Source organism: Pseudomonas sp. Irchel s3a10 (assembly GCF_900187525.1).
GTDB lineage: Bacteria > Pseudomonadota > Gammaproteobacteria > Pseudomonadales > Pseudomonadaceae > Aquipseudomonas > Aquipseudomonas koreensis_G.
Window position 1 is genome coordinate 166,963 of sequence record NZ_FYDR01000002.1, and the last position, 25,177, is coordinate 192,139.

The 25,177-nt window shown below is 59.8% G+C and carries 26 protein-coding genes; 23 read left to right on the top strand and 3 right to left on the bottom strand.

Annotated features, from left to right (window positions below):
• Nucleotides 1-4 precede the first annotated feature (4 nt).
• Together secF and CKW11_RS06380 are read left to right on the top strand one after the other, a co-directional pair.
• Nucleotides 5-919: a protein translocase subunit SecF gene (gene secF, locus CKW11_RS06375; protein WP_095136888.1), complete on the top strand. Its 915-nt coding sequence runs from the start codon at nt 5-7 to the stop codon at nt 917-919.
• A 121-nt stretch (nt 920-1,040) separates the two neighbouring features.
• Entirely contained in the window at nt 1,041-1,589 is a 549-nt protein-coding gene (locus tag CKW11_RS06380) for a glycine zipper 2TM domain-containing protein (protein ID WP_027612139.1), read from the top strand.
• A gap of 249 nt (nt 1,590-1,838) precedes the next feature.
• Here CKW11_RS06380 and suhB read toward each other — a convergent pair whose 3' ends face one another.
• Nucleotides 1,839-2,657 (bottom strand): inositol-phosphate phosphatase, encoded by an 819-nt coding sequence (gene suhB, locus CKW11_RS06385; protein ID WP_007964419.1) that lies wholly within the window; start codon nt 2,655-2,657, stop codon nt 1,839-1,841.
• Between the two features lie 145 nt (nt 2,658-2,802).
• On the opposite strand from suhB, the gene trmJ reads away from it, so the two are divergent.
• From trmJ to der, 19 genes are all read left to right on the top strand, one after another.
• Nucleotides 2,803-3,573 (top strand): tRNA (cytosine(32)/uridine(32)-2'-O)-methyltransferase TrmJ, encoded by a 771-nt coding sequence (gene trmJ / locus CKW11_RS06390; RefSeq protein ID WP_041071810.1) that lies wholly within the window; start codon nt 2,803-2,805, stop codon nt 3,571-3,573.
• Nucleotides 3,574-3,576: 3 nt separating this feature from the next.
• Nucleotides 3,577-4,353, top strand: a complete 777-nt coding sequence (gene cysE, locus CKW11_RS06395) for a serine O-acetyltransferase (RefSeq protein WP_003227913.1) — start codon at nt 3,577-3,579, stop codon at nt 4,351-4,353.
• 240 nt (nt 4,354-4,593) lie between these two features.
• Nucleotides 4,594-5,085, top strand: a complete 492-nt coding sequence (gene iscR / locus CKW11_RS06400) for a Fe-S cluster assembly transcriptional regulator IscR (RefSeq protein ID WP_003227911.1) — start codon at nt 4,594-4,596, stop codon at nt 5,083-5,085.
• A gap of 47 nt (nt 5,086-5,132) precedes the next feature.
• On the top strand, nt 5,133-6,347 hold the full coding sequence (locus CKW11_RS06405) for an IscS subfamily cysteine desulfurase (RefSeq protein WP_041071812.1): 1,215 nt from the start codon (nt 5,133-5,135) through the stop codon (nt 6,345-6,347).
• A gap of 83 nt (nt 6,348-6,430) precedes the next feature.
• Entirely contained in the window at nt 6,431-6,817 is a 387-nt protein-coding gene (gene iscU / locus CKW11_RS06410; protein ID WP_003227907.1) for a Fe-S cluster assembly scaffold IscU, read from the top strand.
• A 28-nt stretch (nt 6,818-6,845) separates the two neighbouring features.
• On the top strand, nt 6,846-7,169 hold the full coding sequence (iscA, locus tag CKW11_RS06415) for an iron-sulfur cluster assembly protein IscA (protein WP_003227904.1): 324 nt from the start codon (nt 6,846-6,848) through the stop codon (nt 7,167-7,169).
• An 8-nt stretch (nt 7,170-7,177) separates the two neighbouring features.
• Entirely contained in the window at nt 7,178-7,699 is a 522-nt protein-coding gene (gene hscB, locus CKW11_RS06420; RefSeq protein ID WP_008084660.1) for a co-chaperone HscB, read from the top strand.
• 51 nt (nt 7,700-7,750) lie between these two features.
• Complete coding sequence (hscA, locus tag CKW11_RS06425; protein WP_095136889.1) at nt 7,751-9,616, top strand: Fe-S protein assembly chaperone HscA; 1,866 nt, start codon at nt 7,751-7,753, stop codon at nt 9,614-9,616.
• Nucleotides 9,616-9,957: an ISC system 2Fe-2S type ferredoxin gene (gene fdx, locus CKW11_RS06430; RefSeq protein ID WP_007964424.1), complete on the top strand. Its 342-nt coding sequence runs from the start codon at nt 9,616-9,618 to the stop codon at nt 9,955-9,957. Before hscA ends, fdx begins: the two co-directional genes overlap by 1 nt.
• A gap of 14 nt (nt 9,958-9,971) precedes the next feature.
• Nucleotides 9,972-10,172: a Fe-S cluster assembly protein IscX gene (gene iscX, locus CKW11_RS06435; protein ID WP_095136890.1), complete on the top strand. Its 201-nt coding sequence runs from the start codon at nt 9,972-9,974 to the stop codon at nt 10,170-10,172.
• 88 nt (nt 10,173-10,260) lie between these two features.
• Nucleotides 10,261-10,686 carry a nucleoside-diphosphate kinase gene (gene ndk / locus CKW11_RS06440; protein ID WP_007964426.1) on the top strand — a complete coding sequence of 142 codons (426 nt, stop codon included), beginning with the start codon at nt 10,261-10,263 and terminating at the stop codon, nt 10,684-10,686.
• A gap of 28 nt (nt 10,687-10,714) precedes the next feature.
• Nucleotides 10,715-11,863: a 23S rRNA (adenine(2503)-C(2))-methyltransferase RlmN gene (gene rlmN / locus CKW11_RS06445; protein ID WP_003227893.1), complete on the top strand. Its 1,149-nt coding sequence runs from the start codon at nt 10,715-10,717 to the stop codon at nt 11,861-11,863.
• Nucleotides 11,864-11,875: 12 nt separating this feature from the next.
• Nucleotides 11,876-12,634: a type IV pilus biogenesis/stability protein PilW gene (pilW, locus tag CKW11_RS06450; RefSeq protein WP_007964430.1), complete on the top strand. Its 759-nt coding sequence runs from the start codon at nt 11,876-11,878 to the stop codon at nt 12,632-12,634.
• Entirely contained in the window at nt 12,634-13,671 is a 1,038-nt protein-coding gene (locus CKW11_RS06455; protein ID WP_095136891.1) for a RodZ family helix-turn-helix domain-containing protein, read from the top strand. Before pilW ends, CKW11_RS06455 begins: the two co-directional genes overlap by 1 nt.
• Nucleotides 13,672-13,674: 3 nt before the next feature.
• Entirely contained in the window at nt 13,675-14,784 is a 1,110-nt protein-coding gene (gene ispG / locus CKW11_RS06460) for a flavodoxin-dependent (E)-4-hydroxy-3-methylbut-2-enyl-diphosphate synthase (RefSeq protein WP_025109215.1), read from the top strand.
• A 36-nt stretch (nt 14,785-14,820) separates the two neighbouring features.
• On the top strand, nt 14,821-16,110 hold the full coding sequence (gene hisS, locus CKW11_RS06465) for a histidine--tRNA ligase (RefSeq protein ID WP_095136892.1): 1,290 nt from the start codon (nt 14,821-14,823) through the stop codon (nt 16,108-16,110).
• 41 nt (nt 16,111-16,151) lie between these two features.
• Nucleotides 16,152-16,793: a tetratricopeptide repeat protein gene (locus CKW11_RS06470; RefSeq protein ID WP_007964436.1), complete on the top strand. Its 642-nt coding sequence runs from the start codon at nt 16,152-16,154 to the stop codon at nt 16,791-16,793.
• Nucleotides 16,786-17,937 (top strand): outer membrane protein assembly factor BamB, encoded by a 1,152-nt coding sequence (gene bamB / locus CKW11_RS06475; RefSeq protein WP_095136893.1) that lies wholly within the window; start codon nt 16,786-16,788, stop codon nt 17,935-17,937. Before CKW11_RS06470 ends, bamB begins: the two co-directional genes overlap by 8 nt.
• A gap of 212 nt (nt 17,938-18,149) precedes the next feature.
• Nucleotides 18,150-19,622, top strand: coding sequence for a ribosome biogenesis GTPase Der (gene der / locus CKW11_RS06480; RefSeq protein ID WP_027612132.1), 1,473 nt, complete (start codon nt 18,150-18,152; stop codon nt 19,620-19,622).
• Nucleotides 19,623-19,680: 58 nt separating this feature from the next.
• Here der and CKW11_RS06485 read toward each other — a convergent pair whose 3' ends face one another.
• Entirely contained in the window at nt 19,681-20,952 is a 1,272-nt protein-coding gene (locus CKW11_RS06485) for a hypothetical protein (RefSeq protein WP_095136894.1), read from the bottom strand.
• Nucleotides 20,953-21,222: 270 nt separating this feature from the next.
• Between CKW11_RS06485 and CKW11_RS06490 the strand changes: the two genes are divergently transcribed.
• Both CKW11_RS06490 and CKW11_RS06495 read left to right on the top strand, forming a co-directional pair.
• Nucleotides 21,223-22,371, top strand: a complete 1,149-nt coding sequence (locus CKW11_RS06490; protein ID WP_095136895.1) for a pyridoxal phosphate-dependent aminotransferase — start codon at nt 21,223-21,225, stop codon at nt 22,369-22,371.
• The gene (locus CKW11_RS06495; protein WP_095136896.1) at nt 22,359-23,150 is read left to right on the top strand and encodes an amidohydrolase; all 792 of its coding nucleotides are present in this window, start codon (nt 22,359-22,361) and stop codon (nt 23,148-23,150) included. Before CKW11_RS06490 ends, CKW11_RS06495 begins: the two co-directional genes overlap by 13 nt.
• A gap of 171 nt (nt 23,151-23,321) precedes the next feature.
• Here CKW11_RS06495 and leuA read toward each other — a convergent pair whose 3' ends face one another.
• The gene (leuA, locus tag CKW11_RS06500) at nt 23,322-25,001 is read right to left on the bottom strand and encodes a 2-isopropylmalate synthase (protein WP_027612129.1); all 1,680 of its coding nucleotides are present in this window, start codon (nt 24,999-25,001) and stop codon (nt 23,322-23,324) included.
• Nucleotides 25,002-25,177 lie beyond the last annotated feature (176 nt).

Sequence of the window (25,177 nt, forward strand, 5' to 3'; positions counted from 1 at the left end):
TGCCATGTTACGTACAATCAACTTCATGGGCGTTCGCAACTTCGCGTTCGGCGTCACAGTATTCCTCACTCTGCTGGCTTTGTTCAGTGTCGCCACCAAGGGCATGAACTGGGGTCTGGACTTCACCGGCGGTACGCTCATCGAGCTGACCTACGAGCGTCCGGCTGACGTCACCAAAGTGCGCGAGCAACTAGCGACTTCCGGTTACCACGAGGCCATCGTGCAGAACTTCGGTGCGACCACCGATCTGCTGGTGCGCATGCCGGGTGAAGACCCGCAGCTGGGCCATCAGGTAGCAGACGCGCTGCAGAAAGTCGGCGGCGACAACCCGGCGACGGTCAAGCGTGTCGAGTTCGTCGGCCCACAGGTCGGTGAAGAACTGCGCGACCAGGGCGGCCTCGGCATGCTCCTGGCGCTCGGCGGCATCCTGATCTACCTGGCTTTCCGCTTTCAGTGGAAATTCGCGGTCGGCGCCATCGTTTCACTGATTCACGACGTGATCGTGACTATCGGTATCCTGTCGTTCTTCCAGATCACCTTCGACCTGACGGTGCTGGCGGCGGTACTGGCGATCATCGGTTACTCGCTGAACGACACCATCGTCGTGTTCGACCGGGTTCGTGAAAACTTCCGTGTGCTGCGCAAGGCTTCGCTGATCGAGAACATCAACATCTCGACCACCCAGACCCTGCTGCGGACCATGGCAACGTCGATCTCCACCTTGCTGGCGATCGCGGCGCTGCTGTTCTTCGGTGGCGACAACCTGTTCGGCTTCTCCATCGCCCTGTTCATCGGGGTTCTGGCGGGTACCTACTCGTCGATCTACATCGCGAACGTGGTGCTGATCTGGCTGAACCTGAGCACCGAGGATCTGATTCCTCCGGCCAACACCGAGAAGGAAGTCGACGACCGTCCATAACGGCCATCGCTTCACCGGTTGTCAGCCCGGAAAAGGCGCGAGTTGAACTCGCGCCTTTTTTTATGCTCCAAGGCTGGGAGAAGCGCGGGCGCGTCCCGCATGTGATGGTCAGGAGGTTCATGTGAACAAGTCGTTGCTGGTTGGTGCGGTATTGGGTGCTGTCGGTGTGACTGCCGGGGGTGCTGTTGCCACCTACAGCCTGGTTAAAAGCGGCCCTGAGTATGCGCAAGTGCTGGCCGTAGAACCGGTCAAAACACAGATCAAGACTCCACGTGAAGTGTGCAAGGATGTTGCTGTAACCCGCCAGGCGCCGGTCAAGGATCAACACCAGATCCTCGGTACCGCGATTGGTGCGGTAGCGGGTGGTTTGCTGGGTAACCAGATCGGCGGGGGTACCGGCAAGAAGATTGCCACGGTCGCTGGCGCGGTGGGTGGCGGTTATGCCGGTAACAAGGTGCAGGAAGGCATGCAGAACCGCGACACTTACACCACCACCCAGACTCGCTGTAACACGGTCAATGACATCAGCGACAAGGTCGTAGGTTACGACGTGCGTTATTCGCTGGATGGCAAGGAAGGCAAAGTGCGGATGGATCGCGATCCGGGCAACCAGATTCCGGTCGACAAGGAAGGCAAGTTGATTCTGTCGCAGAATCAGCCGGCTCAATAACGGTCTGATCGATTAATGAAAAAGCACCCTGCGGGGTGCTTTTTTGTGCCTGCGATTCTACGCCAGATCACCACAATCCCAATGTGGGAGCGCGCTTGCTCGCGAAATCGGTGGGTCAGTCAACATTGATTCCGGATGGTAGATCGCCTTCGCGAGCAAGCCCGCTCCCACAGGGTCTTTGTGGTGGGGCTTGAATCGCAGGCATAAAAAAAGCACCCCGAAGGGTGCTTTTTGCGTTTCGCCGGAAGCTTAGCGCTTCAGCGAAGCCGGCAGGTGCGGCTGGATCGCCGTCAGTACTGCCTTGAAGCATTTGGTGTTGCCGGCAACGATGTGGCCTTTTTCAAGGAAATCGTGACCGCCGGTGAAGTCGCTCACCAGGCCGCCGGCTTCTTGGATCAGCAGGGCGCCTGCAGCCATGTCCCACTCGGACAGGCCCGATTCCCAGAACGCGTCGAAACGACCGGCAGCCACGTAGGCCAGGTCCAGGCTGGCGGAACCGGCGCGGCGGATACCGGCAGTCTGGCCAACCAGGGCACGGAACATGCCCAGGTAGTTGTCGAGGTTGTCCATCTGGTCGTCACGGAACGGGAAGCCGGTACCCAGCAGGGCGCCTTCGAGGCTGGTGCGACCGCTGACGCGCAGACGACGACCGTTCAGTTGAGCGCCGCGACCACGGCTGGCGGTGAATTCTTCCTGGCGAACCGGATCCAGAACCACAGCGTGTTCCAGGCGACCACGGTATTTGCAGGCAATGCTGACAGCAAAGTGAGGAATGCCGCGCAGGAAGTTGGTGGTGCCGTCCAGCGGATCGATGATCCACAGGTACTCTTCGCCTTCGATGCCGTTACCGACGTGCATGCCGGTTTCTTCACCCTGGATCGAGTGATTCGGGTAAGCCTTGCGCAGAGCATCGATGATTTTCTGTTCGGCGGCGCGATCGACCTCGGATACATAATCCTTGGCGTCTTTTTCGTCGACCTTGATGGTATCCAGGCGCTCGATGGAGCGGAAGATCAGTTCACTGGCGCTGCGGGCGGCGCGCAGCGCGATATTCAGCATGGGCTGCATGGATGTGTCACCTAAGGTTGTTAAAGAAAGCCGCGCATTCTATCAGAACTTTTCTTCAGGTGAAGGTCGCTGTTCGCTTTCATAGCTTAACGGTAGGCTGTTCTGTAAGATTTGCACCCCTTTCCTGTGTCCGAGAGCGCCTCCCTTGCTGCAGAACATTCGTGTCGTCCTGGTCAATACCAGCCACCCCGGCAACATCGGCGGGGCCGCGCGCGCCATGAAAAATATGGGTCTGTCGCGGCTGGTGCTGGTCGAACCGCGCCTGTTTCCGCATCACGAAGCCGATGCACGAGCTTCCGGTGCCGGTGACATCCTTGAAAATGCGCAGGTCGTCGCCACCTTGGAAGATGCCCTGGTCGGCTGCAATCTGGTGCTCGGCACCAGCGCCCGTGACCGCCGCATTCCCTGGCCGCTGCTCGATCCACGCGAATGCGGGAGCAAAGTGGTCGAGGAGGCCGGGCAGGGTGCAGAGATCGCGCTGGTGTTCGGCCGTGAGGATTCCGGCCTGACCAACGAGGAGCTGCAGCGATGTCACTTTCACGTGCATATCCCCTCCGATCCTGAGTTCAGCTCGTTGAACCTCGGGGCGGCGGTGCAGGTGTTGAGCTACGAAGTGCGCATGGCCTGGCTGGCTGCTCAAGGGCAGCCGACCAAGATCGAGAAAGAAGAAGTGGCTTCGGTGAAAAGCGCCGAGCTCGCGACCATGGATGAGCTGGAGCGCTTTTATGAGCATCTGGAGCAGACGCTGGTCGCCATCGAATTTCTTGATCCGGAAAAGCCGCGGCACTTGATGGCGCGCCTGCGCCGGTTGTACGGACGCAGCTCGGTCAGCCGGGCGGAAATGAATATTTTGCGTGGCATCCTCACGGAAACCCAAAAAGCGGCCCGTGGTGAGCTTCTTAAGCGGAAGGACTGAATGATGTTTGAGCGTTTGCGTGAAGATATCCAGAGCGTATTCCATCGAGACCCGGCGGCGCGTAACGCTTTTGAAGTCCTGACCTGCTACCCCGGTATGCACGCGATCTGGATTCATCGGTTGGCCGGGATGCTGTGGCGCAACGAGCTGAAATGGCTGGCGCGGCTGGTATCGAATTTCGGTCGCTGGTTGACCGGGATCGAGATTCATCCGGGTGCCAAGGTCGGACGGCGCTTCTTCATCGATCACGGCATGGGCATCGTCATTGGTGAGACCGCCGAGATCGGTGATGACGTGACCATTTACCAGGGAGTGACCCTTGGTGGTACCAGTTGGAATAAAGGCAAGCGCCACCCGACGCTGGGTGACGGCGTTGTCGTGGGTGCCGGCGCCAAAGTACTGGGGCCGTTCACGGTGGGGGCTGGCGCGAAAGTCGGTTCCAATGCAGTTGTCACCAAAGAAGTGCCGCCGGGCGCTACAGTGGTGGGGATTCCGGGGCGGATCATCGTCAAAACCGATGAAGAGCAGGACGCCAAGCGCAAGGCGATGGCTGAGAAGATCGGTTTCGATGCCTACGGGGTCAGCGAAGACATGCCTGACCCGGTGGCTCGCGCCATCGGTCAGTTGCTCGATCACCTGCAAGCGGTGGACGGACGGCTGGAGGGGATGTGCGGCGCGCTGAAGGATCTGGGCAGTAATTACTGTGCGAAAGATCTGCCTGAGCTGCGTGAAGAAGACTTCGCCTGCGTGAAGGGCAAGGATCAGAGCCAGGCCAGCTAAACCGCGGCGCTGCTTTTCGCGAGCAAGCCCGCTCCCACATTGGAATGCATCTTCCCTGTGGGAGCGGGCTTGCTCGCGAAGAACGATAACGCGGTACCGCTGGCTGTACGCCGCCAGCCTTTGCTATGATGCGCGCGCTCTTTTGCGGGTAAACCCGACTAAAGCACTAGGTCTTATAGTTGACTTAAATGCTCGGGAATTGCATACTCCCGCCCATTCCGAACTCCGTGGTAATTGTCCATGCGACTGACTACAAAAGGCCGATACGCCGTGACCGCCATGCTTGACCTGGCGTTGCACGCGCAGCACGGGCCGGTGTCCCTGGCCGATATCTCCGAGCGCCAAGGCATCTCCCTGTCCTATCTCGAACAGCTTTTCGCCAAGCTGCGCCGCAGTAACCTGGTTTCCAGTGTTCGCGGTCCAGGCGGTGGTTACCAGCTGTCGCGCGACATGCAGGGCATCCAGGTGGCTCAGGTGATCGATGCGGTCAACGAATCGGTCGATGCTACAAAGTGCCAGGGCCAGGGTGATTGCCATTCCGGCGACACTTGCCTGACTCACCACTTGTGGTGCGACCTGAGCCTGCAGATTCACGAATTTCTAAGTGGTATCAGCTTGGCTGATCTTGTGACTCGCCGTGAGGTGCAAGAAGTAGCCCAGCGTCAGGACCAGCGCCGTTGCAACAGCAAGGCGCCACGCCTGGACAAGATTGAAGCGTCCGCCGTCGAATGACAGCCGAAGAGCTAGCGGAACGCCAGCCCTGATTTAGGAGATAGTCCATGAAATTGCCGATTTACCTTGATTACTCTGCGACCACCCCGGTCGATCCGCGCGTTGCGCAAAAGATGAGTGAATGCCTGCTGGTCGACGGAAACTTCGGTAACCCGGCGTCCCGTTCCCACGTGTTCGGCTGGAAAGCTGAAGAGTCCGTCGAAAACGCTCGTCGTCAGGTGGCCGACCTGGTCAATGCCGACCCGCGTGAAATCGTCTGGACCTCGGGCGCTACCGAGTCCGACAACCTGGCTATCAAGGGTGCGGCACATTTCTATGCCTCCAAGGGCAAGCACCTGATCACCAGCAAGATCGAACACAAGGCTGTCCTCGACACCATGCGCCAACTGGAGCGTGAAGGTTTCGAAGTGACCTACCTCGAGCCGACTGAAGACGGTCTGATCACCCCGGCGATGATCGAGGCAGCACTGCGCGAAGACACCATCCTGGTGTCGGTCATGCACGTGAACAACGAAATCGGCACCATCAACGACATCGCTGCCATTGGCGAACTGCTTCGTTCGAAGGGCGTTCTGTTCCATGTCGACGCCGCTCAGTCCACCGGCAAGGTCGAGATCGATCTGCAGAAGCTGAAAGTCGACATGATGTCGTTCTCCGCCCACAAAACCTACGGCCCTAAAGGCATCGGCGCGCTGTACGTCAGCCGCAAGCCGCGTGTGCGCATCGAAGCGACCATGCACGGCGGCGGTCACGAACGTGGCATGCGTTCCGGCACCCTGGCGACCCATCAGATCGTCGGCATGGGCGAAGCGTTCCGTGTGGCCAAGGAAGACATGGCTGCCGAAAACGTACGCATCAAAGCCCTGAGCGACCGCTTCTACAAGCAGGTCGAGCATCTGGAAGAGCTGTACGTCAACGGCAGTCTGACCGCCCGCGTTCCGCACAACCTGAACCTGAGCTTCAACTACGTTGAAGGCGAGTCGCTGATCATGGCGCTCAAGGATCTTGCGGTATCGTCCGGTTCGGCCTGCACCTCGGCCTCCCTGGAACCTTCGTACGTTCTGCGCGCCCTCGGCCGCAACGACGAACTGGCGCACAGCTCGATCCGTTTCACCTTCGGCCGCTTCACCACCGAAGAAGAAATCGACTACGCCGCGCAGAAAGTCTGCGAGGCCGTTACCAAGCTGCGCGCTCTGTCGCCGCTGTGGGACATGTACAAAGACGGTGTCGACATTTCGAAAATCGAGTGGGCGGCACACTGATTTCAAGTCGCCGCGAACCGGCCCTGCGACCCCGGGTTGCAGGGCTTAAAGAGCGACTCTCTGATGAGTGAGGATTAAGCACCATGGCTTACAGCGAAAAGGTCATCGACCACTACGAAAACCCGCGCAACGTCGGCAAGATGAACGCGGAAGACCCGGATGTCGGCACGGGCATGGTCGGCGCTCCGGCGTGCGGCGACGTGATGCGTCTGCAGATCAAGGTCAACGATCAGGGCGTTATCGAAGACGCCAAGTTCAAGACCTACGGCTGCGGTTCGGCAATCGCTTCCAGCTCCCTGGCCACCGAGTGGATGAAGGGCAAGACCCTGGACGAAGCCGAGACCATCAAGAACACTCAGCTGGCCGAAGAACTGGCCCTGCCGCCAGTGAAAATCCACTGCTCGGTACTCGCTGAAGACGCTATCAAAGCGGCTGTTCGCGACTACAAGCAGAAGAAAGGCTTGATCTAAGCATTGCGCGACGAGTAAGGAGTCAACGATGGCTATCAGCATGACAGAAGCGGCTGCTCGACACGTGCGACGCTCCCTCGACGGGCGCGGCAAAGGTGAAGGGATTCGTCTGGGTGTTCGCACCACAGGCTGTTCCGGCCTTGCCTACGTGCTGGAGTTTGTCGACGAGGTGGTCGCCGAGGATCAGGTGTTCGAAAGTCACGGCGAAAAAGTGATCATCGACCCGAAAAGCCTGGCCTACCTGGACGGCACCGAGCTCGATTTCGTCAAGGAAGGGTTGAACGAAGGCTTCAAGTTCAACAACCCCAACGTACGCGGTGAATGTGGCTGCGGCGAAAGCTTCAATATCTGAGGCTTGTCGTGGGTATTCCTTGTCATTTCGCTTTATTCGAGCTGCAACCGAGCTTCCGTCTGGATCTCGAGCAGTTGGCCACGCGCTATCGTGAGTTGGCGCGCGGCGTTCATCCTGACCGCTTTGCCGACGCTTCCGAGCGCGAGCAGCGCTCGGCGCTCGAGCAGTCTGCGCGGCTCAACGACGCGTACCAGACGCTCAAGAGCCCGGCCCAGCGCGCACGCTACCTGCTGACCATCAGCGGGCACGAAGTGCCGATGGAAGTCACGGTCCATGATCCCGAGTTTCTCTTGCAGCAGATGCAATGGCGCGAAGAGCTCGAAGACCTTCAGGACAGTGCCGACCTCGACGGTGTCGCGGTATTCAAGCGGCGCCTGAAAGTGGCTCAGGAAGAACTCAACGAAAGCTTCGCAGCCTGTTGGGATGATGCAGCGCAGCGCGAACAGGCCGAACGCCTGATGCGGCGCATGCAGTTCCTCGACAAGCTCACCTACGAAGTGCGCCAGTTAGAAGAGCGCCTCGACGATTAACCCAGTGCCGCTCCGGTCGCACGCCTGATATACAGATAAGTCCTGATCACGATGGCCCTACTGCAGATCGCCGAACCCGGCCAAAGTCCTCAACCGCACCAGCGTCGTCTGGCTGTGGGGATCGACTTGGGCACTACAAATTCGCTGGTCGCTGCGTTGCGCAGTGGTCTTTCCGAGCCACTGGCCGACGCTGACGGGCGGGTCATCCTGCCGTCCGCCGTGCGTTATCACGCCGACCGCGTCGAGGTTGGCGAGTCGGCCAAACTGGCCGCGTCCTCCGATCCCTTGAACACCGTGCTGTCGGTCAAGCGCCTGATGGGGCGTGGTCTGTCCGACGTCAAGCAATTGGGCGAGCAACTGCCATACCGCTTTGTCGGTGGCGAATCGCACATGCCGTTCATCGACACCGTGCAAGGCCCAAAAAGCCCGGTCGAAGTCTCCGCCGATATCCTCAAGGTCCTGCGTCAGCGTGCTGAAGCGACCCTGGGTGGCGAGCTGGTTGGGGCGGTGATCACCGTGCCGGCGTATTTCGACGATGCTCAGCGCCAGGCCACCAAAGATGCGGCGAAACTCGCCGGTCTGAACGTGCTGCGTCTGCTCAATGAGCCGACCGCTGCCGCCGTGGCGTATGGCCTGGATCAACACGCCGAAGGTCTGGTCGCAATCTACGACTTGGGCGGCGGTACGTTCGATATTTCGATTCTGCGTCTGACTGGCGGTGTTTTTGAAGTGCTGGCCACCGGCGGGGACAGCGCGCTGGGCGGCGATGACTTCGATCACGCGATTGCCGGCTGGATCATTGAGAGCGCGGGCCTGTCCGCCGACCTCGACCCGGGCGCACAACGCAATCTGCTGCAAACCGCCTGCGCGGCCAAAGAGGCCCTGACCGACGCGGCCAGCGTTGAAGTCGCCTATGGTGACTGGAAAGCGCAGCTGACCCGCGAAGCCTTCGATGCGCTGATCGAGCCAATGGTCGCGCGCAGCCTGAAAGCCTGCCGCCGCGCCGTGCGTGATTCCGGTATTGAGCTGGAAGACGTGCACGCCGTGGTCATGGTCGGCGGTTCGACCCGCGTTCCACGTGTACGTGAAGCCGTTGCCGAAGCCTTCGGCCGTCAGCCATTGACGGAAATCGACCCGGATCAAGTGGTGGCCATCGGGGCCGCGATCCAGGCGGATACGCTGGCTGGCAACAAGCGTGATGGCGGCGAACTGCTGCTGCTCGACGTGATTCCACTGTCCCTGGGGCTGGAAACCATGGGCGGGCTGATGGAAAAGGTGATTCCGCGCAACACCACCATCCCGGTCGCCCGCGCGCAGGACTTCACTACTTATAAAGACGGCCAGTCGGCCATGGCGATCCACGTGTTGCAGGGTGAGCGCGAGCTGATCAGCGACTGCCGCTCTCTGGCGCGTTTCGAATTGCGCGGCATTCCGGCGATGGTGGCTGGTGCGGCGAAGATTCGCGTGACCTTCCAGGTCGATGCCGATGGCCTGCTCAGCGTTTCCGCCCGTGAACTGGGTTCGGGCGTTGAAGCGAGCATTCAGGTCAAGCCGTCCTACGGTCTGACCGACGGCGAAATCGCCAAGATGCTCAAGGACTCGTTCCAGCACGCCAATGACGACAAGGTCGCCCGCGTTCTGCGTGAGCAGCAAGTCGATGCCCAGCGCCTGATCGAAGCGGTGCAGGGTGCTCTGGAGGCCGATGGCGAGCGTTTGCTCGACGCCGAAGAGCGCATGGTCATCGAGCTGCAGATGCAGGAACTGGCCGAACTGATGAAAGGCACCGATGGTTACGCCATCGAGCAGCAGACCAAGCGTCTGTCGCAAGTGACCGATGCTTTTGCTGCCCGCCGCATGGATCTGACGGTGAAAGCCGCTCTGTCGGGGCGCAATCTGAATGAAATCGAGGATATCTGATGCCGCAGGTCATTTTTCTGCCCCACGAGAAGTTCTGCCCTGAAGGCATGGTCGTCGAGGCCGAACCCGGCACTTCGATTCTCGAGCTGGCTCACGAACACCACATCGAGATGGAAAGCGCCTGCGGCGGCGTCTGCGCCTGCACCACTTGCCACTGCATCATCCGCGAGGGTTTCGACTCGCTGGAAGAGGCTGACGAGCTGGAAGAGGACTTTCTCGATCGCGCCTGGGGCCTGGAAGCGCAATCGCGCCTGGCCTGTCAGGCTATCGTTGGTGAAGAAGACATCACCGTCGAGATCCCGAAATATTCGCTTAACCATGCGGCCGAAGCGCCGCACTGACTGGTAAGACTGTCATGAGCTACGGTTGGAATGATGTTCAACGTATTGCAGAAGAGCTGGCCGAGACCCATGAGGGGCTCGATCCGTACTCTGTAGGTTTCGTCCGTCTGCAGCATATGATCGAGGGGCTGCCTGACTTCGATAAGACTTCTGGCCGCGTTGGCGAGAAGGTGTTGGAAAGGGTTCAGGAGCTTTGGGCCGCAGAATTGGACTGATCGTCCCCGCAGGTTAGGCAATACCCAAGAACCCGCGTATAATTCGCGGGTTTAATTTTTCGCAAATTACTGTTTCTGGAGTTACACCATGGCTGTTCAACGTACTTTCTCCATCATCAAGCCTGACGCTGTTGCAAAAAACGTCATCGGCGAGATCACCACTCGTTTCGAAAAAGCAGGCCTGCGCGTTGTAGCTTCGAAACTGAAGCAACTGTCCAAAGCCGAAGCTGAAGGCTTCTACGCTGAGCACAAAGAGCGCGGTTTCTTCGGTGACCTGGTTGCTTTCATGATCTCCGGTCCTGTTGTTGTTCAGGTTCTGGAAGGCGAAAACGCTATCGCTCTGAACCGTGAGCTGATGGGCGCTACCAACCCTAAAGAAGCTGCTGCCGGCACCATCCGTGCTGACTTCGCCGAGTCGATCGACGCCAACGCCGTTCACGGTTCGGACTCCGAAGCCGCTGCTGCTCGCGAAATCTCGTACTTCTTCGCAGCTACTGAAGTAACCACTCGCTAAGCATTGCTTAAAGAGTGAAGGTGAATCCATGACTACATCGACTGTTAAAACAAACCTGCTGGGTCTGACCCAGCCGGAAATGGAAAAATTCTTCGACTCAATCGGGGAGAAGCGTTTCCGTGCCGGTCAGGTAATGAAATGGATTCACCACTTTGGCGTCGATGATTTCGACGCCATGACGAACGTCAGCAAGGCCTTGCGCGACAAGCTCAAGGCTATTGCCGAGGTCCGTGGTCCCGAAGTGGTCAGCGAGGACATTTCCAGCGACGGCACCCGTAAGTGGGTGGTGCGCGTGGCGTCCGGCAGCTGTGTCGAGACCGTGTACATTCCCCAGGGCAAACGCGGCACGCTGTGCGTTTCGTCCCAGGCAGGCTGTGCCCTGGACTGCAGTTTCTGCTCCACCGGCAAGCAAGGCTTCAACAGCAACCTCACCGCCGCCGAAGTCATCGGTCAGGTGTGGATTGCCAACAAATCCTTCGGCAGTGTTCCCGCCACCATCGACCGCGCCATCACCAACGTGGTGATGATGGGCATGGGCGAACCGCTGCTGAACTTCGACAACGTCGTGGCCGCCATGCATCTGATGATGGATGACCTGGGCTACGGGATCTCCAAGCGCCGCGTGACCCTGTCCACTTCGGGCGTGGTGCCGATGATCGATGAGCTGGCCAAGCACATCGACGTCTCCCTGGCGTTGTCCCTGCACGCACCGAATGACGCATTGCGTAACCAATTGGTGCCGATCAACAAGAAATATCCGCTTAAGATGCTGCTCGAGTCGTGCCAGCGCTACATGTCCGCCCTGGGCGAGAAACGTGTGCTGACCATCGAGTACACCTTGCTCAAGGACGTCAACGACAAGCTTGAGCACGCGGTGGAAATGATCGAGCTGCTCAAAGACATTCCGTGCAAGATCAACCTGATTCCGTTCAACCCGTTCCCGCATTCCGGGTACGAGCGGCCGAGCAACAACGCCATTCGTCGGTTCCAGGATCAGTTGCATCAGGCCGGTTTCAACGTCACTGTCCGCACCACCCGTGGTGAAGACATCGACGCCGCATGTGGTCAATTGGTAGGGCAGGTGCTGGATCGCACCCGTCGCAGCGAACGTTACATCGCCGTACGCGAGTTGAGCGCCGACAGCGATCTGGCACAGAACGCCGCGAACACTAACTAAGAGAGGATCTCTATGTCCCTGCGCTTTGCGCTGCTGTTGCTGATGGCCAGTCTGTGTGCTGGTTGTGTCCTGTCGGGTGACTACAACCCGATGAAGACCAGCAAGGGCCGCGACGAAGCGCGTGCCGCCTACGTGCAGCTGGGACTGGGATACTTGCAGCAAGGGATGACCGAGCGCGCCAAGGTGCCGCTGAAGAAGGCGCTGGAGCTGGACGGCTCCGATCCTGATGCCAACGCTGCCCTCGGGCTGGTGTTCCAGGCCGAAATGGAGCCGAAGCTGGCCGACGAACATTTCCGCAAAGCCCTGTCCTCGCGTCCCACCGATGCACGAATCCTCAATAACTACGGCAGTTTTCTCTACGAAGAACAGCGTTACAAGGAAGCCTACGAGCGTTTTGAGCAGGCAGCCGCCGATACCCTGTATCCTGAGCGTTCGCGAGTCTTCGAGAACCTCGGCATGACCGCCTCGAAACTCGGGCAACGGGATCTGGCACAGCAGCAACTGGAAAAAGCCCTGCGGCTGAACCGTCAACAACCGCGCGCTTTGCTGGAAATGGCTGAGTTGTCCTTCGAAGACAGGCATTATGTGCCCGCGCGTGACTATTACGACCGTTTCAGCCTGCTAACCGAGCAAAATGCACGTAGTCTATTGCTCGGCGTTCGGCTGGCAAAAGTGTTTGAAGATCGCGACAAGGCCGCCAGTTATGGCCTGCAATTAAAACGACTCTATCCCGGTACGCCGGAATATCAGCAATACCTGTCGGAGCAATGATGAAAGCGGCGCATCCCGAAGTTGTAGCAGCGAATCGCGTTAATCCCGGTGAGACTTTGCGCCAGGCCCGCGAAAGCAATGGCTGGTCGCTGGCCGAAGTGGCCCTCAAGCTCAACCTCACCGTGACTTCCCTGAGCAATCTTGAAGCTGGCGCTTTCGACAAGCTGCCAGGGCATACCTTCGCTCGCGGTTACATTCGCGCTTATGCCAAATTGCTCGGCATGGACCAGACCGTTCTGGTTCAGCAATTCGACCAGTCCACCGGCACCGACTCCCAGGGCAGCAATGTGCACGCGCTGGGCCGTATCGAAGAGCCGGTACGGGTTTCCCACACTATTTTGCGCATCGTCAGCCTGTTGTTGCTGGTCGCGGTCATCGGCGGCGGTTTCGTCTGGTGGCAGGATCAGACCTCGCAGCGCAGCAAGGACGTGACCAGCCTGGCCCCGGAGCACGTTGAAGTCGAAGGCGCCGACGGCACCACGCAGATTCACCCGATCGACGAGCCGGAAGACCAGGCCGTTGCCGAAGGTCAGGCCGAAGGCGCAACCGCGCTGGCACTGCCACAATCGGAAACCACCGCGGAATCGACCGGTGCCGAGCCAGTTGCTCCGGCCACCGCACCAGCCGCCCCGGCAGCAACCACGCCAGCCGCACCGGTTCATACGCCGGCCCCGGTTGTGGCCACTCCGGCGACTCCGGCACCGAACGTTCCGGCCACACCAGCGCCGACCGTCACCGCACCAGTGGTAGCGGCTACCCCTGCGCCGACCGCAGAAGCAGCTGTCCCAGCGGCCGGCGACGGTCAGGTGCAACTGCAGTTCACCGCCGATTGCTGGGCACAGGTCACCGACGGTCGTGGCAAAGTGCTGTTCAGCGGTCTGAAACATAAAGGCGACAGCGTCTCGGTTTCCGGCAAGCCGCCGCTGGCGGTACGCCTGGGTGTGGCTCGCGCCGCACAGGTCAGCTACAACGGCCAACCGGTCGATATCGCTCCGTTCACCAGTGGCGAGACTGCTCGCCTGAAGTTGGGTCAATAAGTCATGCACGGCGAATCTCCAATCAAACGTCGCGTTTCGCGCAAGATCTGGGTCGGTAACGTACCTGTTGGCGGCGATGCGCCTATCGCTGTGCAGAGCATGACCAACAGCGACACCAATGATGTGGCTGCCACCGTCGCCCAGATCAATCGTCTGGAAGCCGCCGGTGTCGACATCGTCCGCGTTTCGGTACCGGACATGGACGCCGCCGAGGCGTTCGGCAAGATCAAGCAACTGGTCAAGGTGCCGCTGGTTGCCGACATCCACTTCGACTACAAGATCGCTCTGCGCGTCGCCGAACTGGGTGTGGATTGCCTGCGCATCAACCCGGGCAACATCGGTCGCGAAGACCGGGTGCGCGCCGTGGTCGATGCCGCCCGTGACCGCGGGATTCCGATCCGTATCGGCGTCAACGCCGGCTCGCTGGAAAAAGACCTGCAGAAGAAATACGGCGAACCGACCCCGGCTGCGCTGGTTGAGTCCGCGCTGCGTCACGTCGAGCACCTCGAACGCCTGAATTTCCAGGACTTCAAGGTCAGCGTTAAGGCCTCCGACGTGTTCATGGCCGTCGAAGCCTACCGTCTGCTGGCCAAGGAAATTGTCCAGCCGCTGCACCTGGGCATCACTGAAGCCGGTGGATTGCGTTCGGGCACAGTGAAATCCGCCGTGGGCCTAGGTATGCTGCTCGCCGAGGGGATTGGCGATACTATCCGCATCTCGCTGGCGGCCGATCCGGTCGAGGAAGTGAAGGTCGGTTACGACATTCTCAAGTCTTTGCATCTGCGTTCCCGTGGCATCAACTTCATCGCCTGCCCGAGCTGCTCGCGGCAGAACTTCGATGTGGTCAAGACCATGAACGAGCTGGAAGGGCGCCTTGAAGACCTGCTGGTGCCGCTGGATGTCGCGGTGATCGGTTGTGTGGTCAACGGCCCCGGCGAAGCCAAGGAAGCCCATATCGGCTTGACCGGCGGCACGCCAAACCTGATTTACATCGACGGCAAGCCGTCGCAGAAACTGACGAATGACAATCTGGTGGACGAGCTGGAAAAGCTGATCCGCGAGAAAGCGGCCGAGAAGGTCGAAGCTGACGCAGCGGTTATCGCACGCGGCTGACCTGACTGAAGCGCCGAACGAATTTAAGGATTTAAAGTGAGCAAGTCTCTGCAAGCCATTCGTGGCATGAACGACATCCTGCCCGAACAGACCCCGCTGTGGCGTTATTTCGAGGGCACTGTCGCGCGTCTGCTGGATAACTACGGTTACAAGCAGATCCGCATGCCGATCGTCGAGTTCACCGAGCTGTTCAAGCGCTCGATCGGTGAAGTGACCGACATCGTCGAAAAAGAGATGTACACCTTCGAAGACCGCAACGGCGACTCCCTGACCCTGCGTCCGGAAGGCACCGCGGCGTGCGTGCGTGCGGTGCTCGAGCACGGCATCACCGGCGGTGGCCAAGTGCAGAAACTCTGGTACATCGGCCCGATGTTCCGCCACGAGCGTCCACAGAAAGGCCGTTATCGCCAGTTCCACCAGATCGGTCTGGAAGTGTTCAACCTCGACGGTCCGGACATCGACGCCGAGCTGATCATCATGACCTGGCGCCTGTGGGGCGAGCTGGGTATCCGTGATGCGGTCAAGCTCGAACTCAACAGCCTGGGCACCAGCGAGTCCCGTGGTCGCTATCGTGAAGCGCTGGTCGAGTACCTCTCGGCGCACCACGACAAGCTCGACGAAGACAGCCAGCGTCGCCTGAAAACCAACCCGTTGCGCGTGCTCGACACCAAAAATGCCGACACTCAGGCGGTACTGGTCGATGCGCCGAAGATGGCCGACTATCTGGATGACGAATCCCGTGCGCACTTCGAAGGTCTGAAGGCGCGTCTGGACGCGGTTGGCATCCCGTATGTGCTCAACCCGAAACTGGTGCGCGGCCTCGATTACTACAGCAAAACCGTATTTGAATGGGTCACCGACAAGCTCGGCGCCCAGGGCACTGTCTGCGCGGGCGGTCGTTACGACGGTCTGGTCGAGCAGATGGGCGGCAAGCCGACTGCCGGCGTGGGTTTCGCCATGGGCATCGAGCGTCTGGTGTTGATGCTCGAAACCCTGGAGCAGATCCCGGAAGAAATCTCCCGTCAGGTCGATGTCTACCTGTGCGCCTTTGGCGAGGAGGCCGAACTGGCCGGTCTGGCCCTGGCCGAGCGGGTACGTGACCAGCTTCCGAACCTGCGCCTGCAAGTCAATGCCGGCGCCGGCAGCTTCAAAAGCCAGTTCAAGAAAGCCGACAAGAGCGGTGCGCTGTATGCACTGATCCTGGGTGACGACGAAATGGCCCAGCAAGTGGTAGGTTTCAAACCCCTGCGTGGCCAGGGCGAACAACAAAGCATTGCCTGGGATGCGCTTGCCGCTCACCTGGCCACCTGCGTCGTGCAGGGTTGAAGCTGTCTAAACAGCCGATTTAGCGATTAAGGAGTATTGGGGTGTCGAGTACCGAAGACGAACAGTTGGCGGATTTGAAGGACTGGTGGACACGCAACGGCAAACCTCTGGTCACCGGCGGCCTGTTGGCGCTGGTCATCGTGTTCGGCTGGCAGGCTTTTCACAAGTATCAGAGCAACCAGTCGCAAGGCGCCTCGGTGCTCTATCAGCAACTGCTGGAAACCACGCTGACCCCGGACGGCAAGCCTGACGCTGCCCGCGTTGCGGATCTGGCCGGCAAGCTCAACAGCGAATTCGGCGGCACCGCGTACGCGCAGTACGGCAGCCTGTTCGTGGCCAAAGTAGCGGTCGACAGCGGCAAGCTGGACGACGCTGCGACTGAACTCAAAGCCATCGTTGCCAAACCGGCCAACCCGGCGCTGGGCGAAATCGCCCGTCAGCGTCTGGCGCAGGTGCTGGGTGCGCAGAACAAGGCCGATGAAGCCCTGAAGCTGCTCGACGGCGATGCCGACAAGGCGTTCCTGGCCACTCGCGAAGAACTCAAGGGTGATCTGCTGGTTCAGCTGGGTCGTACCGACGAGGCGAACACCGCGTATCAAAAAGCCAAGGCGGCACTGTCGGATGAAGCGGCAGTCGGTGGCCTTCAAATCAAGCTTGACGACCTGGCCAAAGGGGATGCGTGACGTGATCCGTTGGAAGCATGCAGCATTGCTGGCTCTGGCCATTCTGGCCGCGGGTTGCAGCAGCAACAGCAAAAAAGAACTGCCACCGGCCGAGCTGACCGACTTCAAAGAAGAAGTGGTTCTGCAAAAGCAGTGGAGCCGCTCGATCGGTGACGGTCAGGGCGAAACCTACAACATGCTGGTGCCGGCGATCGATGGTGACACCATCTACGCGGCCGATGTGACCGGCGTGCTGATGGCCATGGATCGCAGCAATGGCGACGTGAAGTGGAAAAAGGATCTTGAACTGCCTGTCTCCGGCGCCGTTGGCGTGGGTTACGGTCTGGTCACGATCGGTACCCTCAAGGGTGAAATCGTTGCCCTCGACGCCATCAACGGCGAAGAGAAGTGGCGCGCCCGGGTTTCCAGCGAAGTGCTCGCGCCGCCGGCCAACAACGGTGACGTTGTCGTGGTACAGACCCAGGACGATCGTCTGATCGGTCTGGACGCTGCTACCGGCGACCGTCGCTGGACTTACGACAGCACCCCTGCGGTACTGACCCTGCGCGGCACCAGCGCCCCTGTCGTGACGAACCGCCTCGCAGTGGCTGGCCTGTCGACCGGTAAAGTGGTCGCCCTGGACATTTCCAACGGCGTGCCGGTCTGGGAGCAACGGGTCGCGATTCCAACCGGTCGTTCGGAACTGGAGCGCGTGGTCGACATCGACGGCGGTCTGCTGCTGTCCGGCGAAACGCTGTACGTTGCCAGCTATCAGGGGCGCGTTGCGGCACTCGATCTGCAAAGCGGTCGCCAGCTCTGGCAGCGCGATGCATCGAGCTATGCCGGTGTTGCCCAGGGTTTCGGCAACGTCTACGTGAGCCTGTCTTCGGGCACCGTTGAAGGCGTTGACGAGCGTTCGACCACTGCACTGTGGAGCAACGACTCGCTGGCTCGCCGCCAGCTGTCGGCGCCGGAAGTGTTCTCCAGCTACGTAGCCGTTGGTGACATGGAGGGTTACCTGCACCTGTTGAGCCAGGTGGACGGTCGTTTTGTGGGTCGTGAGCGTATCGACAGTGACGGCCTGCGTGCCCGTCCGCTGGTGGTGGGCAACACGATCTATGTGTATGGCAACAGCGGCAAACTGGAAGCCCTGACCATCAAGTAACAACTATGCTTGGGGTTAACGCCCCAGGCAGCTTCATTTGTGGGAGCGGGCTTGCTCGCGAAGAGCGTCAACGAAGACGCGTACAGCCTGAATAAAAGCGGTGCTGCTACGGTTTTTCGCGAGCAAGCCCGCTCCCACAGTGTTGCCCCGAGCACCAGCCGCTGCCTCGCAGCGGCTTTTGTATTTTCTGAAATAACGAAGTGGAGAGCCGCATGGTTCCCGTAATCGCCCTGGTGGGCCGACCGAACGTCGGCAAATCCACCTTGTTCAACCGCCTGACCAGGACGCGTGACGCCATCGTTGGCGACTTGTCCGGTCTGACCCGTGATCGCCAGTACGGTGAGGCCAAGTGGCAAGGGCGTTCCTACATTCTGATCGACACCGGCGGTATCTCCGGTGACGAACACGGTATGGACGAAAAAATGGCCGAGCAGTCGCTGCTGGCCATTGAAGAAGCGGATGTTGTTCTGTTCCTGGTAGATGCCAAGGCCGGTTTCACCGCCGCCGACCAGATGATCGCCGAACACTTGCGCAAGCGTAACAAGCGTTCCCACGTGGTTGCCAACAAGGTCGACAACATCGACCCGGAAATGGCCCGCGCTGAATTTGCCCCGCTGGGCATGGGCCACGCGATCCCGATCGCTGGTGCTCACGGCCGTGGTATCACTCAACTGCTGGAAGCGGCACTGAGCGATTTCCCGCGTGATGATGACGAACCGGCGGAAGGCGAAGAGGAAGAGATCGTTGCCGAAGGCGAGGAAGCCAAGCGCATTCCTGGCCCGAGCGAAAAAGACGGGATCAAGATCGCCATCATCGGCCGTCCGAACGTCGGCAAGTCGACTCTGGTCAACCGCATGCTCGGTGAAGACCGGGTAATCGTCTACGACCAACCCGGCACCACCCGCGACAGTATCTACATCCCGTTCGAGCGTAATGACGAGAAGTACACGCTGATCGACACCGCCGGTGTGCGCAAGCGCGGCAAGATCCACGAAGAAGTCGAAAAATTCTCCGTGGTCAAAACCCTGCAGGCGATCAAAGACGCCAACGTGGTGATCTTCGTGATGGACGCCCGCGAAGGCGTGGTCGATCACGACCTCAACCTGTTGGGCTTCGCCCTCGAAGCCGGCCGTGCACTGGTGATCGCGATCAACAAATGGGACGGCATGACCCCGAGCGAGCGCGACTTTGTGAAGGTCGAGCTGCAACGTCGGCTGTTCTTCGTCGACTTCGCCGACATTCACTTCATCTCGGCGCTGCACGGCACTGGCGTGGGCAACCTCTACGCCTCGGTGCAGAACTCGTTCAAGTCCGCGGTTACCCGCTGGCCGACCAGCCGCCTGACGCAGATTCTCGAAGACGCGGTCAGCGAGCACCAGCCGCCGATGGTCAACAGCCGCCGGATCAAGCTGCGTTACGCCCACCTGGGTGGCGCGAACCCGCCGATCATCGTGATCCACGGTAACCAGATCGAGAAAGTGCCGAAGTCGTATGTGCGCTATCTGGAGAACACTTACCGCCGTGTGCTGAAGCTGGTCGGTACGCCGATTCGCATCGAGTTCAAGGGTGGCGAAAACCCGTACGAAGGCAACAAGAACACGCTCACCGACCGCCAGGTCAACAAGAAGCGTCGTTTGATGTCGCACAACAAGAAAGCCAGCAAGAAGCGCCGCGACAAGAAGTGATTCAGGTCTTCACCCGAAAGGCGCCGCTTGCGGCGCCTTTTTTATGGGCTGATGGTTGTCATTGAGCGCCCTTTGGCGTACGACCCTGGTAGCGCAGCAGGAAGAAGTCCGCATACGGAGACAGGCCTTGCGATTTTCCCAGCACCAGAATTCGGCCAATGTCGTCCACCGCGAGATCGATGGCACGCTCAAGCGTGTTTCCCATGCCGTCACTTACCCAGCCCTGGCCTTCGCCAAAGTTCGGGTCCAATTCAGCACTGTCCAGAAAACGCGCCAATAACGGGACAACGTCCAGGTTTTTCTCGGCGTAACCCACAACCAGCGTCGTGTTGTCGGGTTGTTGCAAAGCCTTCAGCCACACGCAACGATCGTGAATCTTCACCTCGCTTCTAAAGGTGTCGTCACTGCCGTCAGCCTTAAGGCGAGCGAGCAGCGCTTGATCGCCCCGTGACCCAGCGCACAACAAACGATCGCCGGGAAGTGCGACGATGCTGGTGATGTTCCAGTCGGGCTTTCGCAGTTCGCCCTCTGTTCCGAATGACGGATCAATCTCGCCGTCAGCCGTGAATCGGTAGATGACCGCATCACTGCTCTCTCCCGAAAGTTCTCCAAATACCAGAATACGGTCATCGTTCTGGATGATCAGGCCCTTCTTGCGAAAGTTGTGTCCAGGTGCTGGTTTGATCGTGAGATGTCCGTTGCCCCGGGCAAAGTTATTGTCCAGCTTTGCGTCTTGGGAGATTCTGGCCAGTACGGCTGTCGAGTTAAGTGCATGCGGTGCGACGAGGTCATGCCAGACATGCTCAAAGGCGAAGACAAAATGACCGGTTGATTGCCTGTCTACGCTGGTGGGTGAGGCGCCCACTGAACTGCTCGGGTCATAGGGTAACTTGTAGACATATCTTCCTCCCCTGCCGAATCCCTCGTCGTAACGGCCGTTCATGTTCAGTCTGGCAAAAGCGGGGACATCCGTTGGCCGGTCATTAGTAAAGACACCTGCTAGCACTACCTTCGACCCGGTTATGAAGATTCGTTGACAGGCAGAGGCCAGTCGAGCGTCATCGGGGTTGAAGCGGTCGGCCATATAACCGTTATTGAAAGGCAAGTAAGGCTCACCTTTCTGGTTGAGGCACGTTATGGCGAAATTTTGCTGCAAGTCATCGCCCGATGGCTGTTCCACGTCGCCGGCAATAAAGATCCTGCCCTCGCTGGCGAGTGTAAGACTATTGGCGTGATAGGCACTCCCGAAATTGAATTTGAGTTTTTTCTTGCCGCCTTTGCCAAACGTGGTATCCAGGTTACCTGCCTTAATGATCATTCGTTTTGTCATCACTGCGATTCCTTGAGACAACGACGTTGTGCCGTAGACCCAGTTAAAAGCTTGCTGCAACTTACCGCTACTGTCAGAAATTACAGGGGAGGGCGTATTGCGCGACCACTCATCCGTTTTCCTCCGGCGCGAGTAGGTTCAAGGTGCCTTTTTTTGATTTCGTAGTGCCGCGCATCGTAGGGAACGACTTTTTTTATCGTATTCGAATGGGCTATTCTCGGGCTCTCCCGCGCCGTCGTCAGAGCCGGGTGTAGAGCAGGGAACCCCTCGATGATCACCAGTAAGCTGCCGGATGTCGGCATCACTATTTTCACGCAGATGTCTCAGCTCGCGGCGCAGACCGGAGCGATCAACCTGTCCCAGGGTTTTCCTGATTTCGACGGCCCGCAGTCCCTGCGTGACGCGGTCGGTCGGCATATCGCCAGCGGCCATAACCAGTATTCACCGATGACCGGCCTGCCGGCGCTGCGCGAGCAGATCGCGGCGAAAATCGCGCGCAGCTATGGCGTGAAAGTCGACGCCGACAGCGAAGTGACCGTGACGCCGGGTGCCACCCAGGCGATCTTCTGTGCGATTCAGGCGGTTATCCACAGCGGCGACGAAGTCATCGTGTTCGATCCGTGCTACGACAGCTATGAACCGGCGACGCAGTTGGCGGGTGGCCGCTGCGTGCATGTGCAACTGAACCCGCACGATTTCTCCATCGATTTCGACAAGCTCGCCGCGGCCCTTAGCCCGCGCACGAAAATGATCGTCATCAACACCCCGCACAACCCGAGCGGTGCACTGATCAGCCGTGCCGAACTGGATCAACTGGCGGAGTTGATCCGTGGTCGCGACATCTATCTGATCAGCGACGAGGTGTACGAACACTTGGTGTTCGACGGCGTGCCGCATGTCAGTTTGTTGGCTCACGAAGAGCTGTATCAGCGCGCCTTCGTGGTCAGCTCGTTCGGCAAGACCTACCACGTCACCGGCTGGAAAACCGGTTACGTGGTTGCGCCCCCGGCGCTGACCGCCGAGCTGCGCAAGGTGCACCAGTACGTCAGTTTCTGCGGTGTCACCCCGCTGCAATACGCCTTGGCCGATTACATGGCCGAGCACCCGGAACACGTCGAAGAGCTGCCGGGTTTCTATCAGGCCAAGCGCGACCTGTTCTGCGATTTGCTGGCGCCGTCGCGCTTCACCTTCACCCGCGTCACCGGCACGTATTTCCAACTGGTTGATTACTCGCAGATCCGCCCTGACTTGAACGACGTCGACATGGCGATCTGGATGACCCGCGAACACGGCGTGGCGAGTATTCCGGTGTCGGTGTTCTATCAGAATCCACCGCAAGGCCAGCGCCTGGTGCGCCTGTGCTTCGCCAAACGCGAGGAGACGCTGCGCGAGGCAGCGGCAAAACTATGCGTGATCTGAGTGCATTGCCCGATCTCAATCTGGCGCTGATCCAGACCAGCCTGGCCTGGCATGATCGTCAGGCCAACCTCGAGCACTTCGAGGTGCTGCTGGAGCAGGCCCGGGGCGCCGACCTGATCATCCTACCGGAGATGTTCACCACTGGCTTCTCCATGGAGTCGGAAACCCTCGCTGAAGCCGAGCATGGCCCGACCAGCAAGTGGATGAAGGTGCAGGCCGCGAAACTGAATGCGGTGATCACCGGCAGCGTGATCATTCAGGCGGCGGACGGCAGCCATCGCAATCGCCTGCTGTGGGCGCGCCCGGACGGTGAAGTCTGGCATTACGACAAGCGCCACCTGTTCCGCATGGCGGGCGAACACAATCACTACACCCCCGGCGAGCGCCAGGTGCAGTTTGAGCTCAAGGGTTGGCGCATTCGGCCGCTGATTTGCTACGACCTGCGTTTCCCGGTGTGGAGTCGCGACGCGCAGGACACCGATCTGCTGCTGTACACCGCCAACTGGCCGGGTGCGCGGCGTCTGCACTGGAACCGCTTGTTGCCGGCGCGGGCGATTGAAAACCTGTGCTACGTGGCGGCGGTGAACCGGATCGGCACCGACGGCAAGGGCTTTGCCTATACCGGCGACAGTCAGGTGCTGGATTTCCAGGGCGAGACGTTGCTGGCGGCGGGGGAGGCCGACGGCGTGTTCAAGGTTGTGCTGGAGGCTGCGTCATTGGCGGCGTATCGCGAGCGTTTTCCGGCGAATCTGGATGCGGATACCTTCGAATTCACTTGATACTCGCAGCGCCTGGCCTCTTCGCGAGCAAGCCCGCTCCCACAGGTAGAGCGCAATACCCTGTGGGAGCGGGCTTGCTCGCGAAGAGGCCAGATCAGGCGGCACAAAACCAGCAGGCATAAAAAAGGCCCCGGAACTCACACTCCGGGGCCTTTTGCATTTCAGCGAAGCTTACGCCGCTTTCGCTTCCGGCTGGCTCAACGAGCGGTTCAGCGCACTGAACAGCGCCTTGAAGCTGGCAGTGGTGATGTTTTCATCGATACCCACGCCGTGCACCGCACGCTCACCGTTCACTCGCAGCTCGATGTAAGCCGCTGCCTTGGCATTGGTGCCCGCGCCGATCGCGTGTTCGTTGTAGTCCATGATCTCCACCGGAATCGGCAGGCCGGCCACCAGTGCTTCCAGCGCACCGTTGCCCTTGCCGCGCCAGTGCAGGTTGGTTTCGCCCTGACCCTTGCTCGCCACTTCCACTTCGACGGCGCTGTTGCCGTTTTCTTCCTGCAGGCGATGGCTGACCAGCGCGTACGGGGTGTTGGCTTGCAGGTATTCGCTGATCAACAGCGAGTGGATCTGCTTGGCGGTCATCTCCAGGCCGAGGCGGTCGGTTTCCCGCTGCACCACCTGGCTGAACTCGATCTGCATGCGTCGCGGCAGGCTGATGCCGTATTCCTGCTCCAGCAAGTAGGCGATACCGCCCTTGCCCGACTGGCTGTTCACACGAATCACTGCCTCATAGCTGCGGCCGATGTCGGCCGGGTCGATCGGCAGGTACGGCACTTCCCACAGGGTGTCCGGTTTCTGCTGGGCGAAGCCCTTGCGGATTGCGTCCTGGTGCGAGCCGGAGAATGCGGTGTGGACCAGGTCGCCGACGTACGGGTGGCGCGGGTGCACCTGGATCTGGTTGCACTCTTCAACGACTTTGCGCACGCCGTCAATGTCGGAGAAATCCAGCTCAGGGTCAACGCCCTGGGTGTACATGTTCAGTGCCACGGTGACCAGGTCGACGTTACCGGTACGCTCGCCGTTGCCGAACAGGCAGCCTTCGACGCGATCCGCGCCGGCCATCAGGCCCAGCTCGGTAGCGGCGACGCCGGTGCCACGGTCGTTGTGGGTGTGCAGGCTGATGATCACGCTGTCACGACGGTTGATGTTGCGGCCGAACCATTCGATCTGGTCGGCGTAGACGTTCGGCGTTGCACATTCAACGGTGGCCGGCAGGTTGAGGATCATCTTGTGCTCAGGCGTCGGGTTCCAGACCTCGATCACCGCGTCACAGACTTCCTTGGCGAACTCCAACTCGGTGGCGCTGAAGGTTTCCGGCGAGTATTCGAAAGTCCACTCGGTGTCCGGCTGCATCGCCGCGTATTTGACGAACAGCTTGGCGGCGTTGACCGCGATCGCCTTGATGCCGTCCTTATCCTGGTTGAAGACGATGCGACGAAAGGACGGCGAGGTGGCGTTGTACAGGTGAACGATGGCTTTCTTCGCCCCGCGCAGGGATTCGAAGGTGCGCTCGATCAGGTCTTCACGGCCCTGGGTCAGCACCTGAATGGTGGTGTCGTCCGGGATGTGGCCTTCTTCGATCAGGGTACGCACGAAGTCGAAGTCGGTTTGCGAAGCGGCCGGGAACGAGGCTTCGATTTCCTTCACGCCGACCTGCACGAGGGTTTTCCAGAAGCGCAGCTTCTTCACCGCGTCCATCGGCTCGATCAGCGACTGGTTGCCGTCACGCAGGTCGGAGCTGCACCAGATCGGCGCGGCGTCGATGGTTTTCGACGGCCAGGTGCGATCCGGCAGATTGATGACGGGGAACGCGCGGTATTTCGAAGACGGGTCTTTGAGCATGCTCATCGGGAAAATCCTTATTGTCTGGGCCGAAAAGAGGCGGCCTGCCGGTGGAACGAATGTTCGGGAACAGCTTGGGACGAGGCGCAGCGATTCAGCCCGGCAGTCGTGCGCTGACGAGGCACAGACTGCGGTGCTGGCGAAGCTGAATAAGGGTGTGAGAGGTTTTCATGCCTTCAACC

Bases quoted from the DNA above. Each gene is read 5' to 3' on its own strand.
- secF (WP_095136888.1), top strand. From the start codon at position 5: ATGTTACGTACAATCAACTTCATGGGCGTTCGCAACTTCGCGTTCGGC.
- suhB (WP_007964419.1), bottom strand. From the start codon at position 2,657: ATGCAGCCCATGCTGAATATCGCGCTGCGCGCCGCCCGCAGCGCCAGT.
- cysE (WP_003227913.1), top strand. From the start codon at position 3,577: ATGTTTGAGCGTTTGCGTGAAGATATCCAGAGCGTATTCCATCGAGAC.
- iscR (WP_003227911.1), top strand. From the start codon at position 4,594: ATGCGACTGACTACAAAAGGCCGATACGCCGTGACCGCCATGCTTGAC.
- CKW11_RS06405 (WP_041071812.1), top strand. From the start codon at position 5,133: ATGAAATTGCCGATTTACCTTGATTACTCTGCGACCACCCCGGTCGAT.
- iscU (WP_003227907.1), top strand. From the start codon at position 6,431: ATGGCTTACAGCGAAAAGGTCATCGACCACTACGAAAACCCGCGCAAC.
- iscA (WP_003227904.1), top strand. From the start codon at position 6,846: ATGGCTATCAGCATGACAGAAGCGGCTGCTCGACACGTGCGACGCTCC.
- hscA (WP_095136889.1), top strand. From the start codon at position 7,751: ATGGCCCTACTGCAGATCGCCGAACCCGGCCAAAGTCCTCAACCGCAC.
- fdx (WP_007964424.1), top strand. From the start codon at position 9,616: ATGCCGCAGGTCATTTTTCTGCCCCACGAGAAGTTCTGCCCTGAAGGC.
- iscX (WP_095136890.1), top strand. From the start codon at position 9,972: ATGAGCTACGGTTGGAATGATGTTCAACGTATTGCAGAAGAGCTGGCC.
- ndk (WP_007964426.1), top strand. From the start codon at position 10,261: ATGGCTGTTCAACGTACTTTCTCCATCATCAAGCCTGACGCTGTTGCA.
- rlmN (WP_003227893.1), top strand. From the start codon at position 10,715: ATGACTACATCGACTGTTAAAACAAACCTGCTGGGTCTGACCCAGCCG.
- pilW (WP_007964430.1), top strand. From the start codon at position 11,876: ATGTCCCTGCGCTTTGCGCTGCTGTTGCTGATGGCCAGTCTGTGTGCT.
- CKW11_RS06455 (WP_095136891.1), top strand. From the start codon at position 12,634: ATGAAAGCGGCGCATCCCGAAGTTGTAGCAGCGAATCGCGTTAATCCC.
- ispG (WP_025109215.1), top strand. From the start codon at position 13,675: ATGCACGGCGAATCTCCAATCAAACGTCGCGTTTCGCGCAAGATCTGG.
- bamB (WP_095136893.1), top strand. From the start codon at position 16,786: ATGCGTGACGTGATCCGTTGGAAGCATGCAGCATTGCTGGCTCTGGCC.
- der (WP_027612132.1), top strand. From the start codon at position 18,150: ATGGTTCCCGTAATCGCCCTGGTGGGCCGACCGAACGTCGGCAAATCC.
- CKW11_RS06485 (WP_095136894.1), bottom strand. From the start codon at position 20,952: ATGACAAAACGAATGATCATTAAGGCAGGTAACCTGGATACCACGTTT.
- CKW11_RS06490 (WP_095136895.1), top strand. From the start codon at position 21,223: ATGATCACCAGTAAGCTGCCGGATGTCGGCATCACTATTTTCACGCAG.
- CKW11_RS06495 (WP_095136896.1), top strand. From the start codon at position 22,359: ATGCGTGATCTGAGTGCATTGCCCGATCTCAATCTGGCGCTGATCCAG.
- leuA (WP_027612129.1), bottom strand. From the start codon at position 25,001: ATGAGCATGCTCAAAGACCCGTCTTCGAAATACCGCGCGTTCCCCGTC.